Source organism: Candidatus Poriferisodalis sp. (assembly GCF_965237655.1).
GTDB lineage: Bacteria > Actinomycetota > Acidimicrobiia > Acidimicrobiales > Poriferisodalaceae > Poriferisodalis.
The window spans coordinates 19037-35913 of sequence record NZ_CBDEGB010000001.1 but is presented as its reverse complement, the minus strand read 5'-3'; the positions used below and the strand labels follow the sequence as shown (position 1 = coordinate 35913).

General features: G+C 65.2%; 17 protein-coding genes. 10 read left to right on the top strand and 7 right to left on the bottom strand.

Annotated features, from left to right (window positions below):
* Window positions 1-408: 408 nt before the first annotated feature.
* The 4 genes from ACPXYO_RS00175 to ACPXYO_RS00160 all read left to right on the top strand — a co-directional run bounded on the left by ACPXYO_RS00175 (window position 409) and on the right by ACPXYO_RS00160 (window position 6882).
* Window positions 409-2028, top strand: a complete 1620-nt coding sequence (locus ACPXYO_RS00175) for a hypothetical protein (RefSeq protein ID WP_423915691.1) — start codon at window positions 409-411, stop codon at window positions 2026-2028.
* Window positions 2029-2352: 324 nt separating this feature from the next.
* Window positions 2353-5004 (top strand): cell wall-binding repeat-containing protein, encoded by a 2652-nt coding sequence (locus ACPXYO_RS00170; RefSeq protein WP_423915689.1) that lies wholly within the window; start codon window positions 2353-2355, stop codon window positions 5002-5004.
* Between the two features lie 414 nt (window positions 5005-5418).
* Entirely contained in the window at window positions 5419-6063 is a 645-nt protein-coding gene (locus ACPXYO_RS00165; RefSeq protein WP_423915687.1) for a hypothetical protein, read from the top strand.
* A 207-nt stretch (window positions 6064-6270) separates the two neighbouring features.
* Entirely contained in the window at window positions 6271-6882 is a 612-nt protein-coding gene (locus tag ACPXYO_RS00160) for an NYN domain-containing protein (protein WP_423915685.1), read from the top strand.
* Between the two features lie 256 nt (window positions 6883-7138).
* Here ACPXYO_RS00160 and ACPXYO_RS00155 read toward each other — a convergent pair whose 3' ends face one another.
* Window positions 7139-7315: a hypothetical protein gene (locus ACPXYO_RS00155; RefSeq protein WP_423915683.1), complete on the bottom strand. Its 177-nt coding sequence runs from the start codon at window positions 7313-7315 to the stop codon at window positions 7139-7141.
* Between the two features lie 84 nt (window positions 7316-7399).
* On the opposite strand from ACPXYO_RS00155, the gene ACPXYO_RS00150 reads away from it, so the two are divergent.
* The 3 genes from ACPXYO_RS00150 (at window position 7400) to ACPXYO_RS00140 (ending at window position 9229) form a co-directional block, all read left to right on the top strand.
* Window positions 7400-7669, top strand: coding sequence for a hypothetical protein (locus ACPXYO_RS00150; protein WP_423915681.1), 270 nt, complete (start codon window positions 7400-7402; stop codon window positions 7667-7669).
* A gap of 182 nt (window positions 7670-7851) precedes the next feature.
* The gene (locus tag ACPXYO_RS00145) at window positions 7852-8418 is read left to right on the top strand and encodes a hypothetical protein (RefSeq protein WP_423915679.1); all 567 of its coding nucleotides are present in this window, start codon (window positions 7852-7854) and stop codon (window positions 8416-8418) included.
* 379 nt (window positions 8419-8797) lie between these two features.
* Complete coding sequence (locus ACPXYO_RS00140; protein ID WP_423915677.1) at window positions 8798-9229, top strand: hypothetical protein; 432 nt, start codon at window positions 8798-8800, stop codon at window positions 9227-9229.
* On the opposite strand, the gene ACPXYO_RS00135 is transcribed toward ACPXYO_RS00140, so the two are convergent.
* Window positions 9222-10568 carry a transposase gene (locus ACPXYO_RS00135; protein WP_423915676.1) on the bottom strand — a complete coding sequence of 449 codons (1347 nt, stop codon included), beginning with the start codon at window positions 10566-10568 and terminating at the stop codon, window positions 9222-9224. The genes ACPXYO_RS00140 and ACPXYO_RS00135 overlap by 8 nt on opposite strands.
* A 12-nt stretch (window positions 10569-10580) precedes the next feature.
* Between ACPXYO_RS00135 and ACPXYO_RS00130 the strand changes: the two genes are divergently transcribed.
* Window positions 10581-11150 carry a hypothetical protein gene (locus tag ACPXYO_RS00130; protein ID WP_423915674.1) on the top strand — a complete coding sequence of 190 codons (570 nt, stop codon included), beginning with the start codon at window positions 10581-10583 and terminating at the stop codon, window positions 11148-11150.
* A gap of 97 nt (window positions 11151-11247) precedes the next feature.
* Here ACPXYO_RS00130 and ACPXYO_RS00125 read toward each other — a convergent pair whose 3' ends face one another.
* From ACPXYO_RS00125 to ACPXYO_RS00110, 4 genes are all read right to left on the bottom strand, one after another.
* A complete protein-coding gene (locus ACPXYO_RS00125; protein ID WP_423915673.1) occupies window positions 11248-12360 on the bottom strand; it encodes a hypothetical protein in 1113 nt (370 codons plus the stop codon).
* Between the two features lie 17 nt (window positions 12361-12377).
* Window positions 12378-13322 (bottom strand): acyltransferase family protein, encoded by a 945-nt coding sequence (locus ACPXYO_RS00120; RefSeq protein ID WP_423915671.1) that lies wholly within the window; start codon window positions 13320-13322, stop codon window positions 12378-12380.
* A gap of 565 nt (window positions 13323-13887) precedes the next feature.
* The gene (locus ACPXYO_RS00115; RefSeq protein WP_423915670.1) at window positions 13888-14013 is read right to left on the bottom strand and encodes a hypothetical protein; all 126 of its coding nucleotides are present in this window, start codon (window positions 14011-14013) and stop codon (window positions 13888-13890) included.
* Window positions 14014-14129: 116 nt separating this feature from the next.
* Window positions 14130-15386 carry an alpha/beta hydrolase family protein gene (locus tag ACPXYO_RS00110; RefSeq protein ID WP_423915668.1) on the bottom strand — a complete coding sequence of 419 codons (1257 nt, stop codon included), beginning with the start codon at window positions 15384-15386 and terminating at the stop codon, window positions 14130-14132.
* 124 nt (window positions 15387-15510) lie between these two features.
* Here ACPXYO_RS00110 and ACPXYO_RS00105 point away from each other — a divergent pair, with 124 nt between their 5' ends.
* A complete protein-coding gene (locus ACPXYO_RS00105; protein ID WP_423915666.1) occupies window positions 15511-15873 on the top strand; it encodes a transposase in 363 nt (120 codons plus the stop codon).
* On the opposite strand, the gene ACPXYO_RS00100 is transcribed toward ACPXYO_RS00105, so the two are convergent.
* The gene (locus tag ACPXYO_RS00100) at window positions 15862-16218 is read right to left on the bottom strand and encodes an integrase core domain-containing protein (protein ID WP_423915664.1); all 357 of its coding nucleotides are present in this window, start codon (window positions 16216-16218) and stop codon (window positions 15862-15864) included. The genes ACPXYO_RS00105 and ACPXYO_RS00100 overlap by 12 nt on opposite strands.
* Window positions 16219-16261: 43 nt before the next feature.
* Here ACPXYO_RS00100 and ACPXYO_RS00095 point away from each other — a divergent pair, with 43 nt between their 5' ends.
* Window positions 16262-16873, top strand: coding sequence for a HEAT repeat domain-containing protein (locus ACPXYO_RS00095; RefSeq protein WP_423915662.1), 612 nt, complete (start codon window positions 16262-16264; stop codon window positions 16871-16873).
* The last annotated feature ends 4 nt before the right edge of the window (window positions 16874-16877 follow it).

Below are 16877 nucleotides of genomic sequence, written 5' to 3'. Positions count from 1 at the left end.
ACGGTGCAGCTGGCGAGGCACTGTTCTGAACGAAGATTGCATGCGGCCATCAGTCCGCCTCGATGCTGACGCTGATCGACCGCCGAAGCTACAGCCGCATGAGTCCGCCACAGCGGTGCACTTGAGATGCCGTCCCGACTCGAATCCTCAGCGCTTCTGCACTGCGCGGCCGCCGACACGCGCTCGGCTGCGGTCGAGAAGCCGCCCGACTCAGACGTTCCACCATTCCATCCGGCGATAGCAGCATGGCCGCGTCCGGAATCCGGAGATCTCGAAATCTGTGCCTCACTGGGACGATCGCTGCAGGCCACGCGGTCGCCGGATGGCCGAAATGCCCATGAGTTCCACAAGGGGTGGCCGGTAGTTTCGCTGCGGGTGGTGTCAGCCAAGGGCAGAGAGCGAGGAATCATGGGATTCGAAGCCCTTGAGCAGCGTGAGTTGCGCGAGGCATTCGAGAGTTCCGGCGAGCAGACGTGGACAGTGCTGTACGAGACGCACCGGGCCGAGTCCGCCATGGCGTGCCGGTTCTGCGTGCTCGTCCCAAAGCGGTTCAGATCGGAGGTCCTTGGGGAGGACTTCTGGCTGCCAGATCTTGACGACCGCAAACCGGGTTTGCAGGAGTCCGACGCCGATGACGGCTATGTGTATCTGAGCTTCGGCGAAGACAGTGGCTTTGAGCCACTCGTGATTCTCCAGGGCCATCACGGGTTGCGGCCCCGCATGCTTCCGCAGCTCAGCGAGGAGTTCCGGCTGTACCACAACTTGTGGGTCAACGACAGCGGCACGGAACTCATCAAGATCAGACCGGATGGCTCCGAGGAGGTCGCCGCGGTCATCGGCCCCGAGAGCGTGCGCGTCCGCACCAAGTATCTGCGACAGTTCCTCGCCGGCAAGCAGATGGACCTCGTGTTGCGGGTCAGCTCGGTCCTGTACGCGGACGATCCTGACGAGGCCGCACCACTCGGCGAAATCGCCCCGCCCAACACCCGAGACGACATGCGCATCAGCATCCATGTCTCAGATGAATTCAAGGGCAGACAGCGGCCGTCGTCCCACTTGCTGGGCAGGAAGCTACTCGCAGCTCCTCCACGACAGAAATCTGGCATTTGGACGTTCGACAACCCGCCGCAGAACTACCACGACTTCGTCATCGGCGAGGACCCTGACGGCGAGCCCGTCCGGCACACATGCGACCCGGAACAGCTCGACAACAATTTCAGCAAAAACCCGGGAACTCCCCACTATTTGACGCCGGTCCATTTCCGCCGCGAAGTGCTGCACCGCTACTACGAGTCTCCCGAGAAGTACTCGATAGACGACGGGCATCTGCGGTGCGGTTCGCTCTGGGACCTCCCCCTCGACAACAGCCACCCTGACTACGTGGTCGTGTTTCTCGGCGACCTTGGACGCTACTTGCCCGAGTCAGAGCGCCCCTACTGGCAGACGTTCAACCTCGTCCCTGACGGCGACCCGAGCCGCACCCTCATTAAACGGGCCTTCCAAGGCGAACCGGCCGAGCCGGAGGCGCCCGACCTGCGCTTCAAGTCGGCGTACCACAGGTTCAACGCGAAGTGGCAGACGAAGTTCGGCTGGCCGCTGTTCAGGGACCCCGAGCCCGACGACGAGCATGTCCTGCAGCGGCTGCGCGTGCCGCTCACAAGCAGCCAGCCAGAGTTCGAGGCGCAAGTCATGGGCTTCGCGAAGGTCCTCGTCGACGCCCTCAACGAAACAGCCATCCAGCAGCGGTTGCCATCCAGAGTCAAGGACGAGAAGGGCATCAGCAAGCTGGAGCGATGGCTGCAGCAGGAGAACTACCCGTCCACTGAGCGAGACATTGCGTTTCTCAGACGGATTCAGCGTCTGCGAAGCAAACTCGCGGCGCATCGCAAAGGCTCGGACTACGAGACAGTCCTCGCAGACGAGAACGTCAACAGCGACCCAATCCAGGAAGTCGTCGCGATGCTCCAGGACGCCGAGCGATTCCTCTGCGAACTCGCCGCTCATTTCGCAATTGACTTAGACAGCTAGCAATTGGGCGACTTCTGCTTGGTCTTGCTCCCTCGCGAAACCATCTGACCAGCGGTTTTGGACGGAACGCGTTCCGGATTCGGCCCAAGTGCGTTCCAGAATCGGCGTTCGCGGGTTCCGCGCCGATCCAGAGCAAAGCTGTGATCTGGGCTTATACCTAATCGCACCAAACTCGTCGTGCTGGCATTCTCATAGCCCTCCCCGCCGCATTGTCACGATGGTGCGGCGGATGCCTACGTGTGGGAAGCGGCAGTAGTGCAGCGGCACAGAAGGCGGGTTGTGCGAGGCGTTCTCATGCGCCGACCACAACTACGCTGCGCGCTCATGTCTCCAAGAGTTGTCGTTACTGTCGTTGCTGCGGTCGTGGCTGCTGCCGCGGTGGTATTCCCGGCACAGGTCGCCTCTGCTCAATCCGACAGCGGCAGTCCGGCCCCGGTGGAGGTCGATCGCTACGGCGGCGCTGACCGCTACGCGACCTCGCTGCTGGTTGCCGAGGCTTTCGCTGAGGATGCAGGCGGACAGCTGGACAATGTCGTGATGGTGTCGGGGCGGCATTGGTATGACGCGGTCGTCGCTGTGAGTCTCGCGGGCTCCAGGGGTGCTCCGGTGCTGATGACGCCGCCTGGAGGGGTGCGCGACGACGCTTTGGAGTTCTTGAAACGGGTCGGTGTGTCCAAGGTGCTCATTGTGACTTCGGGCGTGCGGCCTGACACCACGGTGTCGCCGCAAGTGTTCACGACGCTGGAGGATGCAGGCATCTCTGCGTTCGGGCTGAGCGGCGATGACCGGTATCTGACGGGGGTAGCGGTTGCCGAGTGGTTGACGAGCGCCAAGATCGCGATCATCGCGAACGGCGAGGTGTTTGCCGACGCGCTCGTCGCGGGGCCGCTGTCGGCGAAGATGATCATTCCGGTGTTGCTGAGTCCCCAGTCAGAGCTGCATCCGGCGGTCGCGGAGTTCTTGAGAGACGCGAACATCGAGCGTGTCGTGATGATGGGCGGAACGGCTGCACTGTCCGCTGATGTGGAGTCCGCCATTGATGACATGGGCATCAAGGTGGATCGCATGGCAGGCGCGACCCGATTCGAGACAGCGATCCTGATCGGGCAGTTCGCAGCCGAGCACGTCGGCGGCGGATGCTTCGCCGGCGCAGCCGTGGGCCTCGCGCGTGCTCGGGTGCCGTTCGACTCGTTCAGCGCCGCAACGTTGCTCGCTCGCCGATGCGCCCCGCTGGTGCTCACCAACCCGGCTGAGATTCCCGCGGCCACAGTGGAGTTCCTTGAAGAGTTCCGTCGAGGCCGGTCACGGATCACGCTCAGCGTGTTCGGTGGCAGCGCAGCTGTCTCGCAAAGCGCCATCGAGGCCTTTGTGGACTCGGCCAGCAGCCCCGTCTGGTTCACCAGCGTGAGCGCTGGCGGGCATCACTCGTGCGGTGTGCGCAACGATGGAACTGTCGCCTGTTGGGGCGATGATGTCTTCGGGCAGTCAACGCCACCGTCCGGCCAATTCAAGTCGGTAACCACGGGACGCGAGCACTCCTGCGGCGTGCGCACAATCGGCTCAGTCAGCTGCTGGGGCAAGGACAGCGCAGGCGAATCGTCACCGCCGTCGGGCAAGTTCGCTTCAGTTTCCGCCGGGAGCTACTTCTCGCCGCTGCGTCCCTCTGTCTCCTCTCACTCGTGCGGCGTGCGCGTCGACGGGACGGTCGCCTGCTGGGGCGACGACCGAGGTGGCAAAGCCACACCTCCGTCAGGGAAGTTCGTCGAAGTTTCCGCCGGCGGAAGCCACACCTGCGGCATACGCGCCGACTCGACTCTCGAATGCTGGGGGTTCAGCTCATACGCGAAGGCGCCATCCGGCATGTTCAGCTCGGTGTCCGCGGGCAGCGACCACACCTGCGGTATCCGCGCCGATTCCATGCTTGAGTGCTGGGGCGACAAGAGCCTCGGGAAGCTCTCGTCGCCCTCGGGCGAATTCGTCTCGGTGTCTGCCGGCAGATTTCACACGTGCGGTGTGCGCGTCCATGGAACTGTGGCCTGTTGGGGATGGAATCTGAGCGGACAGAATTCAGCGCCGTCAGGCGAGTTCTCCTCAGTGTCCGCCGGCGGCAACCACACTTGCGGCGAACGGGCCGACGGCTCTCTTGTCTGCTGGGGATCTGACGGTTTTCAGCGGATGCCGCCGCCGGACGAGTTCACCTCGGTGTCCGCCGGCTCGGGCAACGGATGCGGGCTGCGAATCGACAACACACTCGTGTGCTGGGGCTCGAACAAACACGGCGAGTCGAGTCCTCCCCAGGGTGAGTTCGCCGCGGTGTCGACGTGGGGCGGCGAATCTTGCGGCCTAAGAGTCGACGGCGCGCTCACCTGCTGGGGTGCGAACCGATTTGAGCGATCAACACCGCCGTCAGGCAGATTCGTGTCAGTTGATGTCGGGGCCTCACCATGCGGCGTGCGCACCGACGGCGACGTTGCATGCTGGGGCCCAACCGTCAACAAGCGAGTCGCTCCGGCATCGGGCGCGTTCAAGTCAGTCTCCTCCGGGGCAGGGTTTTCGTGCGGAATCCTCGCCAGCGAGGCCCTCTCTTGCTGGGGCCGGAACAAGACCCGGCAATCATCGCCGGTATCGGGTTCGTTCAAGTCAGTCTCGGTCGACGGCGGCCACGCGTGCGCCGTGCGCACCAACGGCTCGGTGGTCTGCTGGGGCTTCGGCCCCTATGGCAGAGAACTCTTGCCACCCTCCGAAGCGTTCGACTCAGTCTCGGTGGGCAGCGGCGGCAAGGCGTGCGGTATCCGCACCGATGGCACCATCGCCTGCTGGGGGGACTTCGCGGAAGACACTCGCACCCACCTGGCACCCCCAGCGGGGACGTTCAAGTCAGTGTCCATCGGCACAATTGCCTGCGGCGTACGCACTGACAGAACAGTTGCATGCTGGGGCTGGTACGGCTCCGGGCAGAGCTCACCGCCCTCATGACCAACCAGACGGATTTTCATGGGTCCCGTCGGGCACTCGACGCTCGCAGCCTTCACGCACCCACGAGTGCGCACAGCTCCGTACGTCCCTGCAAGAACGCGACCTCATCGAATAGCCACAGGCAGCAACCGGGACCCTCCGCTCTCGCCCGCGCAACGCTCCGACCAGCGGATCCGGCCGGAGCGCGTTCCAGATTCGGTGGTTGCGTGTTCCGCCAGTCGTCGGCGCAGGCATTGACTGATCTTGCCTGGCCGCATCAACTCCGAGTCGGCGGCTACTGGGCGAACTTGGGCGCGTATCGGCGGGGATTATTGACAGGCGACTGGTGAGTGCTTCACTATTGCGCCCACCCGGAGGGTCCCCGCTTCGAACTCTCGCGTTTTTCCATGGCTCATACGACAAGAGGACAGATACATGATTGATGCGAGCATCATCGATCCCATTGCGGCACGGCTCGATCATCACCCAGGACCACGATCGCGTCTGACTGTCGCGGCGCTGCTGGCCGCGATCGTCCGCAACGCCGAACAGGGACGGCCCTACACCCGTGCGGCGGTGACTGAGACGCTGAACAACTACACGGCCGACGAACTGGCTGCGCTGGGTGTACAGACCGCTGATCAGTCCCCGGAGCCGTTCAGCCAGGCATCAGTGACGAGACGCATCAAGCAACTCGAAGACGCACTCGAGGAAGGCTGGAGCGTCGACGGGGTCAAGTACGACCTGGACTGGTTCACCCAAGCGATGACCGCAGCATCCTGGCTGGTCGGGATAAAGGGTGTACCTCGTGCGGAGGCGGCCGACTCGACAACGTTCCCCGTCTCAGCTGAGCTGCGCGACGCCACTGCAGACCGCGGCTTCGCTTCTCGACAGAACACGTTCGCCTCTCGGGGGATCAACGTCACCATGGACTACAGCGACGTGGACTCCGCCGCGGATGAGCCAACCCAGAGCGGCAGCAGGCTGCCTCGCGGTCGAGCAGCAGCACAGATCGCAGCAACAGCGGCTGCTGTCGCGCACAACCGACAAACAGCCCAACAGACCAGCGACTCCGACTGAGCGACCTGACCGCCGAAGGCCCCGTCCGAGCCCAGCATCAAACTCCCGGCGCGCCAATAGCGTCATTCACAACTCAGCCACTCGGCCAGTTGCACACGACCGACAGCGTGTTGCGCTCTTGGCACTCGACCAGTTACGCTGCGCGTATTGCTCCCCGCCTTCCCGGCTCGGCCGGGAATGGCGGGGTTTATCTTTGGGGGGGCGACTGTGGCGCGCGTCGCGGTATTCGTCGACTACCAGAACATCTACTACACCGCCCGCGAGGTGTTCGGGAACCCTGCAGTCGATCCGCCCACATTCGGCCACATCCACCCGCTGCGCTTCGGGGTGCAGCTGAAGAACCTCGCCGACCCCAACGGCCAGCTCGTCGCCGTGAGCGTCTACCTGGGCAAGCCCGGGCCCAAGAGCGGCGCCACCCGTCAGCGGGTGTTCGCCAAACAGACCGCCGCATGGAACTCCCAGGCGTCGGTGACGGTCCGCTCACGGCCGCTGCGGTACCTGCCGTCAGGTTGGTCGAGCACCGGGTCGCGGACGTGGACGGCCCAAGAGAAGGGCATCGACGTCCTGCTGGCCCTCGACGTGGCCCTCGGAGCCACCAACAGCTCGTTCGACCTAGCGGTCGTCGTGTCGGGCGACAGCGACATTGTGCCGGCGCTCGAAGTGGCGCACGCGGCCGGCAAAGACGTCCACACCGCAATGTGGTGGTCCCAGCAGGACCAGAACCGTCAGATGAACACTCGCCCACTGAAGTTGCCGCACCACAGGCTCGACCAGCGACGCTTCACCCACGTCCAGGACCACACCGACTACAGCATCTGACCGACTACGACCCCCCACGCGCAGCCGCTTCCCCTCGCAGACCGCGACCCCCGCTCTTTAGGGGGATTACGTCATTGATTGACCATGTTGCCGATTATGGCTGGTGGGAGCCAGCGGATTAGGGGCCGGGCGGCGCCTTGCGAAGTCTCGCCACGCCAAACCGCTGCTCGCCGCGACTCGCCCGCCTCGCCAGACCGGGCCTCGCGTCAACTTGCCATGCCTCTCCTGCGTAGCCCTGACCAACGCAGGCTAACGACTACGTGACGTTCTGCTCAGCGATAGCGGGTGCCGCTGTCAGGTAGTCGACCAGTGTCCCAAGGGCAGCGGAAACCCCTCTGGTGAAATAGCCGTCGGTCACGCGGGCGACACGATGCCCGCGCTGATCTGACGCACCGAAGACGGCTGGACCGGGCGCGACCTCGGGCTTCCGCATCGCCGCGCATACGACGGCAACATCTCCCGCGACCTGGGCGGATCTGGTTCCTGATACTCCAATACCGGCAGCGGCAAGGACTACATGACGCTGCACACCACAACCGACACCGACATACCCGACGCACCGTTCGCGGTCGTCATCACCAGCGACGGCATATGGGAACCACTGCTGCGCTTGATCGCTCAGGCGCTGGAGCTGAAGCCGGACTTCTTCGATCGGCGGTTCTGGCGGCCCTTGGTGGGGACGCGGCTCATCCGCTATCCGGCCATAGCCGAACCGTTGCCCGATCAGCTCGGCTGCGGCGGACTGCCACCCGGTCCGAGCCCCAACGCCCCGGCATCCGTCTGCTGAGGCCCCTGCGCCGAACCATCGAATCAATGACCAGCACCTCCAAAACTAAGCCGCGTTTGTGAACACGAAGTACACAGTGGACGCCAGCGATGCGGAAGCGGTCCGCCTGTACTCATCAGCGCCCTTCGGCCTCCGCTGTGTGTGAAAGTCGTTATTCCAATCGATGGACCGATTCCGCTGCTGTGGAACGGGCGGTCCCCGACACTTCCCCCGACATCCGCCGCGAGCCTCTGCGATGCCTGCTCACAGCCGGCTGCGTCGGCATCGACGCGCTGCTCGCCGCTCTCGCCGACGAGCCCGACATGAGCGCGGTCGAGCAAGGGTTCGTCGCCCTTGCCGCCCGCTGCGGCACACCCGAAGGGGTCGCGTATGCCGCTTGGCGCGAAGCCGGCGTACCAGCAGAACTGCTCGCACGCGCGGGGACCAGCAGGGGAAGCAACGAACGGCTCCTGCTCGGAACCCGAAAACGTGGTCCCGAGGCGCAGGTCGCACAAGGGAGCTTCGGCTATCGCCCGAGGTCCCCGGTCATCGGCCTCGTCCAGGGTCCAGCAGTCCCAGAACGACTCGCCCAGGTCCCCCACACGAGCCGGCAACCAGCTCGCACCAGCCATCAAGTCCGAGAAACACCCCTCGGCGTAGCTTGCATGAAGATCGGCGTCGACAGTCTTGGTGTTCATGACAACGAGTATGAGCAGGCGAGCGGCAAGCGGTTACGAATTGCTCGCCGAGAGACGCTCTGTGGCAGCTGAATCGACGAAACCACCGATCGAGACAAGAACCCTGCAGCATCGATCCGAAGCGCATCAAACAAACCTGATCCAATATCGGCACCGCGACAGCCGAGATTCCGCGAGACGCTGCTAGATATCGATTCGCATGAGGTTGTGTGCGCGTGATGCGGGCGGGCTGCATGGCCGGAGCCGCAGCGGCGAAGGAACTCATAGCCCTGCTCGCCGCGAGAACGCTCAGGACCCTCGAAATCGGCCATTTCGACTCCCCAACGGCCTTCGAAACGCGCAACTTCGCGCCGCCTGCTCCGTGTAGGAACGCCGCGCGACGCTCTGACCAGGTGGTTTGCCCCTTCGTGGCCAATGTGGAGATCCGCATTCCGGCCAGAATTCACCTGGCGTGACCTGGGCCAACGAAACTGGCCAACATCCCATCACGGGCTTCAGACTCCCCGATGTGTGCGTCGACGGCTCGGTCCACAAAGCGCCCAGCGGCGGCGAAGGGACCGGCAAAAGCCCTGTTGACGGGCGCAAACTGGGCTGGAAGTGGTCCGTGGCAACCGACGCGGCGGGCATCCCCGTCGGGTGGGCCGCCGCCGGCGCGAACCGCAACGACATCATGCTGTTCGAGCCCACCATGGCCGGACTCGAACGCCTAGGAGGGTGGTCGGCAATTGGGGTGTGGTGTGTGTTGTTTGTTGAGCGTGCGCGGTTGTCTGGTCGGTGGTTCGGGGTGGGTTGGGCGCGGGTGTTCTGCTTGATGATGCCCAGGCGCATCGTCGGTCGGCCAGTGGGGGCCGGGGTCGCCGGTCGGGGCGGGTGTTTTACCTGATGATGCCGAGGCGGCCGGCGCGGTCGAGGTTGAGGGCGGCGATTCGCAGGTCGAGCCACAGGTTGGCCTTGTCGAGGCCGCGCCAGGGGACGTTTTTGGTGCGGGACTTGATCTGAGCGATTTTGCGTTCGGCTTGGGTTCGCAGTCGGTATCGGCTGAGGAACTCCGGTGTCCATCGTTGCGCTCTTGCGGGGGCGAGGAGTTCTTCGTGGGGGTTGATCTCGACGATTCGGCCGCCGTCGCGTGTGGTGCATCGGGGCTTGAGCTCGCATGCTGCACAATCGGTTGCTGCGAACCGCGCCTGGCGCCGTTTGGCGCCGCGCGGCGGCGGGATGGGTGCGGTGTTCCCTTGCGGGCAGGTGACCGTCGCTGCTTCGAGGTCGATGTCGAAGTCGGCTTTGGTGAGCTTGTCGCCGCGGGTCGGGATCGGCTGGGCGGGGGCGACGAGGTGGATGCCTCGGTCGGCCATCGCTTGGCGGGTGGGCCCCGATCCGTAGTGGGTGTCGGCGATGATCTCGGCGACCGGGACCGGGTCGGCGTCGATGAGGTCTTCGATCACAGCGGCGTCGTGGGTGGTCGCGAGCGTCGCGGCCGCTGAGCAGACCAGGTCCGAGTCCACATCCGCGGACACGTGCAGCTTGTAGCCGTCGTAGCGGTCGGTGCGCGAACGGTGCCCGTGCCGAGCGTCGGGATCGACCGTGGAGATGACCCGGTCCGGGGCCACCCGTTGAGCTATCCGCGGGGTCTGGGCTCCGTCGTCGTCGGCGGCGATCTCGATGTCCTGGCCCGCCACGACCCTCAACAGCTCGACCGCCCCAGCCAGGCCCGGGTCCCCGAAACGGGCGCAGAACCCGATGACGGTCTCGGCGTCGCCGAACAGCTCCGCGACCAGAGCCGCCCGTGCTTGGGGGTCTGCCCACATGATCTGCGGCTTGGCCCCCCGGTCGTAGTCGTCACGCGACAACAGCCCCGCCAGCTCCGCCCCGGCATCGGCGTCGATCCCGCCCAGCACCCCGACGCACCTGCGGACCCCGGACCTGATGAGCGTGATCGTGTCCTGGGTCAGCACGCAGTCCGCCACACCGGTCGAGTCCATCGTGCGGCGATGGCCGATCACCCCGGCGCGCTTGGCAGCGATCTTGACACGATCCCCCAAAAAGGACTCCATCCCGGCGCGAACCAGACGCGCCCGGAACTCCACCAGCACCACATGAGCAATCCCCCGATGCTCCAGCGGCAAACCCAAAGCCGCTTTCCACGACATGTCGAACCGCGAACGCCGCTGCGCCTCACGGTCCGACACGCCATAGAACAACTGCAACAACAACAACGCCGCCACCACCGACGGCGGATGCGACGGCCGACCCCGGCCAGACGCATACAACGCATCAAAATCGGCATCACAGAACAGCTCGCCCCGAGCCTGCCCCAACGTCACCAAGAACCCCTCGGTGTCGAGCAGGCCGCCCACCAACACCCCGACATCGAAAATCGAACCCTGACCATCAGCCGAACCGCGCACCCCACCATCATCCGCGATCACGCCCCCCAACACGAGGACCCACCCCCGGACTTTCCGACCACCCTCCTAGGGCTGCATCACGACATCGACACCATCCACCTCGACAGCGGCTACTGGGGCGCCCGCGTCGACCGGGCCGCCGCCGACATAGGCGTCACCGACGTGGTGCGGCCCCCCAAACGCAAACCCAGCAGCGACGCGCCCGCCGAGCCCGCCTCGGCGCCGCTGGGGCTGCGCTGGACCGTCGCGCGCACCAACTCATGGCCGTCCAACTACGGCCAACTGCGCCGCAACACCGACCGCCTACCCGAGCACCGCCACGCGCAGCTCGCCCTCGCCGTCGCCTTGATCATCACCATCAAACTCACCGACCACAACAACCGCCGGCAACCCCACTGACCCACGTATCCGCTCACGCTCTTGACCCACGGCATCGAAACAATTGGATCAGGCTCGACCTGGCACATCACGCCCCGAGCCCGCGCGTCGTCGGGACTCACCCCGCGGCGTGACCCTCCGGGAAGACACCCACGTGGAGGTGATCGTGGTGAACCTCGTTGGTGAAGGTGAGCGCAACCGCGTCGTCGAACCGCCACGGACTTCCGAACTCCTTGATGTCGAGCCGCGACACCAGCCACTCGGATAGCGCATAGATCGATGACGTCGTGTCGTGCGAGTCGATCACCAGCTCTGAGTTCGCCTCGTGGATGTCGACCGCCAGGCCCACCGTGTGATTGCTCACCCGATCCGTTCCGAACACGTTGTGCGGGTGTCCCGTTTTCAGCACGATGACGGAGTAGGGGGTTCGCTCGGCGATGTCGAGCATCACCTCGTGCAGCGCAGGATCGGTTTGCCCCGAGTAGATGTCCCAGATCGCCGTATCGGGGAGATCGATTCGGGGATCGTCGACCACTGAGGCGGCGAGGGGCGAGAGATCCGCAGGCCGAGCGACCGGCTGACCTCCGGCCGAAGCGAGCTCCTCGAACTCCCACGCACCCGAAGCGCCTCTCACGAGGCGCACGTCCATGGTCCGGGTCTCGGCTCGCTCGGCATCCGCTGTGCCCTCCCCGCCCAGCTCTTGGTGGACCACGACCATTATCGAGATCCGGTCGTCACGGTGACCGCCGAGTTGGGCGTATTCGATCGTGCCGCGTGACCACATCCCGGGGTGATGCACGGTCGCCGCCTCCCGCGCGAGCGCGTCGGCGCGAGCAGGATCGGCTGTCACGTCTGCCGCCAAGTCGATCACCCACGAGTGCCGGCCGTAGTTCGTGATCTGGTAGGCCACCGCGGCGCCGAGCCGCTTGGCGTCGGCCTGCACCTCATTGGGCGAAGGCTCGAACTGGTCCGGGAATGGAGGAGGTGCCACCGCGCCGATGTCAGCGCCGTCCGTCTCGCTCGGTGCCGGCTCGGCGGGCGCCTCCGTCTCGCTCGGTGCCGGCTCGGCGGGCGCCTCCGGCTCGGCGGGCGCCTCCGGCACGTCGCCGGGATTGGCAGGAGCATCACTGTCTGCCTTGATTCCGCTTTCGTACACCATCACGACTGAGATAGTGACGATCAAGGCAACGGCCAGAGCGAGCCATTGTTGGATGGGGGAGGGTCTCTTCATGGCGCCAGCCGCCACGCCTACGGCGATGGAAGTTCTCGAGCCTGACCGTTCCGCCTTGCCGCCCAGCGCAGGACCGGCTTTTCGAGGAAATACCACGAGGCGGCGGTCGTAGCGACGGTGAGGACGAGGGCCAGCCAGAGGGCGATGTCAGACCGGATGAACACATAGTGCCAGAGGTAGAGCCCGAAGGACAATTCGGCGACCCGCAACAGGACCCGGTTCGCCAGCCATACGGGTCCCGTCAGCGCGTACTGGACCGTGAGCGCACTGAGCGCTAGGGCCACGAAACCGCCCCAGAGAACGGTTGTGCCCGTGTTGCCGAATGCGGGCACCAGCGTTAGTGCCAGTAGCGTCGGAAGCGACCACCTCGCGAACCGCCATGTGGTGGGCCGAGCGACGGCCAGATAACACCCCACCAGAAGTGCCGCGGCGTTGGTGTCGGTCGCGTTGTACACCCAGCCTGGCGACATGACTTCGATCGCAGTTGCTCTCCAGGCGATGGCAGCCAGCGCCAGGCCTCCGACGATGCGGGTCCGATGCCTGGGTCGTAGTGCAGCGATGACGAGCGGCCACAGCAAGTAGAAGTGGGCGGTCACCGCGATGAACCAGGTGTGCGTCAGCCGCTCCAGGTCGAGACCTTCGATTCGCGCATAGTTGGCGTAGAAGCCGAGCACCGCAATCAAGCGGGACCAGTCGGTCCCCACTGCGGCCATTGCGAGACAGACGGCCAGAAGGACAGGAAGCAGCCGGAGCGCTCGTTTTCGATAGAACGAGCCGAGGTCGACCCGACCGGTCCGGTCCATCTCGTTACACAGCGAGCCGGTGACCACGTAGCCCGACAAGACGAAGAACAGGGTGACGCCGTAGTGCCCTGCAGGCACGACGGCACTGTCGATGTGGTAGACGACCACCATCGCAATTGCTACGGCGCGCAGTCCATCAAGCGCTGGGATCGGCCGCACCGCGCCTCCTAGTGCTGCTCTTGCCGCGCAGATCAGCGGACGATAACCCATCACCAACAGGCGCGCAGAACCTACGCTGGGGGTCCATGTGCTTGGCGTCGGCGGATTGCTGGAGTCATGCTGCCGGTCGGTGTTGGCGTCGGGTTTCGAAGCAGTCCCCGACCGTTCCCATCGAGGGCAGCAGCCCCGAGACGCCCCGCAGCCCAACGCCGTGGCTGCCGGTTCCCACCACCTCGAACGCCGTGGGGCGTCCCAGCGACGCTGCCCATGCTTCGAGCTGCGCGTAGCCTCCCGGTTCGCCCGCACATGGCACTCGCCGCGGCGGCTGCCGAGCTCGTCGACGGCGACCACCGTGCGCATGTGCTTGTGTGGGTCGACGCCGACGATGACTCTCCCACGCTCCGGTTCTGGTCAGACTGCATCTAGGCACACCTGACCGCTACACCACTGACATGGGAACTTAGCCAGCAGGGTGCTGAAAAGCCGGTTTTCGGGCAGCTCCGGTCACCTACCCGCAGACCAGGGACTTGCACCTCCGGCTACGCCCGCATGTCTCAGCATCCTGCTACGAGCCGACCTGCGGGGTGCCGGGCTCGCTCGGACTCGGGTCGTCACTGCTGCACGCGACGACGGCGAACACCATCGCTGCCGCCAGCAACCCGGCGACGAGTCGCTTCCTCAGAACGTGCATCGGCTTCACCTACTCCCGTGGCACGGCTCGCACCGATGCCTTCGACCGGGCGAGACTCTAGCCCTGATCATTCACGAGGGACTGTCAGATCTGACAGTCCCTCCCCTCGGAACTACTCATCTAGGATCGCTTGCGAACCACCGTGCACTCGCGTTGTAGACCATGTCGTGGCCTGACTGGAAGTAGACGAGCAAGGCTCGACCCGACTGTCGGGCGAATACGGGGGCGGGGTCTCCGTCCCCGAAGTAGGTCTCCGTCGTGATCGACAGATGGTCGGGAACCCTCCCCCGACCGAAAAGGTCCACCTCCTCAGCGCTGAGGCGGTCGTCGGGGTCGGCCAGCTGATTGAACACCTCGGCGGCCACACTCCGGGACACGAACTGATCGCGGATGCCCTGAGCGATCAAGATCTGGACCGCCTGGTTGCGGGCCGACCCCAGGTACGTCGCCGGACTACGGGTCAGACACTCCTCCTGCGCCGGGCCGGCTTCCCTCGGGTCACCTCCGCAGGCCCGCCTGATGTCGTTGGCATAGCGCAGACCCGCCCTCCTCGCGTGCTCGTAGAAGTCCACGAGGTCATGCGGCGGCCCCCAGACCGAGACAGCGGTGACCTTGTCAGGGTGTCGGCCAGCAAGGAGGAGCCCCATCATCCCGCCGCCGGAGTAGCCGACGACGTACACCCGATTGGTGTCCACCCCTGCCTGGGCGACGGCGTAGTCGATCGCATCCACCGCGTCCTGGACCGCCAAGTCGGATCCGACCGCGTCGGCGTCGTCGTTTACGCCTCGGAACTCTGGGACGATGACTGCCCAACCGTTTTCCTGGGCCCACATCGCAAATGGAATCCCGGCGTGCTGGGTGTAGGGGGCGCTCCAGGAGTGCAATATCACCAACACGGGCTGATCGCGGTCGCCACTCGGAGCCAGCCAGAAGACCGGTTGTTCTGCGCCGTCCGCGGTCGAGATAATCCGAAGCTGTTCGATTCCTGGGACCGACCGCTCCCACCGGGACCGGCCGTAGGACACGAAATTGCAGCAGTCGCGGATCGTGTTGATCCGGTCAAGCGATTCGAACGTCAGAGGATCGAGTGGCGGCAGAGTCGTTGTTGTTGTGGTGGTCGGGGAGGGGACGGTCTCCGCCGTAGGAGGGACCGTCGCCGTAGGAGGGACCGTCGTCGTAGGAGGGACCGTCGTCGTAGGAGGAACCGTCGTCGTAGGAGGGACGATCACGATCCGAGGGGCCGCCGTGGTCTCCACTACTTGCGGCGCGAATCCGGCGGCAGACGTGGACTCGACGGCAAAATTGCTGGCCGCTAGCAGGAGCAGCAGCAGGAAAACCGCAAGTGTGTCTCCTCTGCGTCGGATTGTTTCCATGCTGTTGGGTATCGGAGGCGTCTCCCGCCCAGGACACTAGTGGTGTGTCGCGGTCTTGTTTAGGGCGGTTCGGGCTTGCTGGTGCCTCCCCCTGTTGACCGGTCACCTCGATTAGGAGGTAGCCATGTCATTGATGGAAGAACAGCGGGCGGGGCCGGTATTGCCGGCGGGCCGGTCGCGAAGATCGTTCTCGAAGGATTTCAAGGCTGACGCGGTCGCGTTGGTGCTCGAGGAGGGTCGCTCAATCGCGTCGGTCGCTCGGAGCTTGGGGATCGGGGCGACGAATCTGGGCAATTGGGTGCGTCAGGCCCGGGTCGACCGGGGCGAGCGCGAGGGGATGACCACGGCGGAGCGCGGCGAGCTGGTCGAGTTGCGTCGGGAGAACGCCCGGCTGCGCCAGGAGCGTGAGCTGCTCAAACGAGCAACGGCCTTTTGGGTGAAGGAGTTGGGACAGGGCGCTTCCCCCGTGGACGGGTCAGGTGGTTAAGGCGGGCTGCTTGCCCGTGGTCTGACGGTGTTGGTGTTCGTGCTGGTCGGGAGTGAGGCACCCGAGGCTGGTGTGGCGCCGGGCGGTGTTGTAGCGGGCGAGCCATTCGAATATCGATCGGCGGGCGGTGGCCCGGCCGGGGTAGTTGTGGCGGTGAACGAGTTCTCGTTTGAGGGTGGAGAAGAACGCCTCGGCGACCGCGTTGTCCGCGGAGGACCCCACGCTGCCCACTGACTGGGCAAGGCCCCAGCCTGCAGCTGTGCGGCGGAGGCTCTTGGCGAGGCATTGGGCGGATTCAACCGGTCGTCGCAACAGCGGCAGCGTCAGCACCTTCGACGCGCTCACGCTCCTCAATCTCCAGTTTCCCGACGCTGCCCGCTGGCCCGTCGTGCACGACGTGCTGCGCGAGCCGGCAGCACTCGCCGACCAGAAGAGCACCATCTGCATCCGGATCGCATCCCTGACGGACCGCCTGCCCGACGCCGAACGGCAGCGACTCATCGACAGCCTCGACGACATGGCAACAGCAGCCGAAGGATTCTGGCCCGGCAACCGCATGGCAGGCGCCGACACCGTGCTCTCCGTCGCCATCGACGCAATCGCCCTAGATGAAGCCGAAGCAGCAGTCATCCGGCTCGCGCACAGCTCCGATCAGCAACGAGTCAACGCAGCCAGGCTGCTCGGATACGGACACTGCCCAACCATGCAGCCCATGCTCACCCACATGATCCGCGACACCCACCCTCCGGTACGTTCCCATGCCGCCCGCAGCATCGGCATGATCGCAGCCTGCACCCCGAACCCGCTCACCGAAACCGTCGCACAGCACATCACTGAAGCCGACGGCAGGCTCTTGCCGCTCGCATTGCTCGCAGGCCTCTCACACGACTCTCCACCGCTCAACCACATCGGCGAAGCAGCCGCTGCCCAGCTGCAGGACCACCGATCTGCGCATGTTCGCCGCCGAGCAAGACTCCTACTTGGTCTCAGAACCGGTTGAGGTG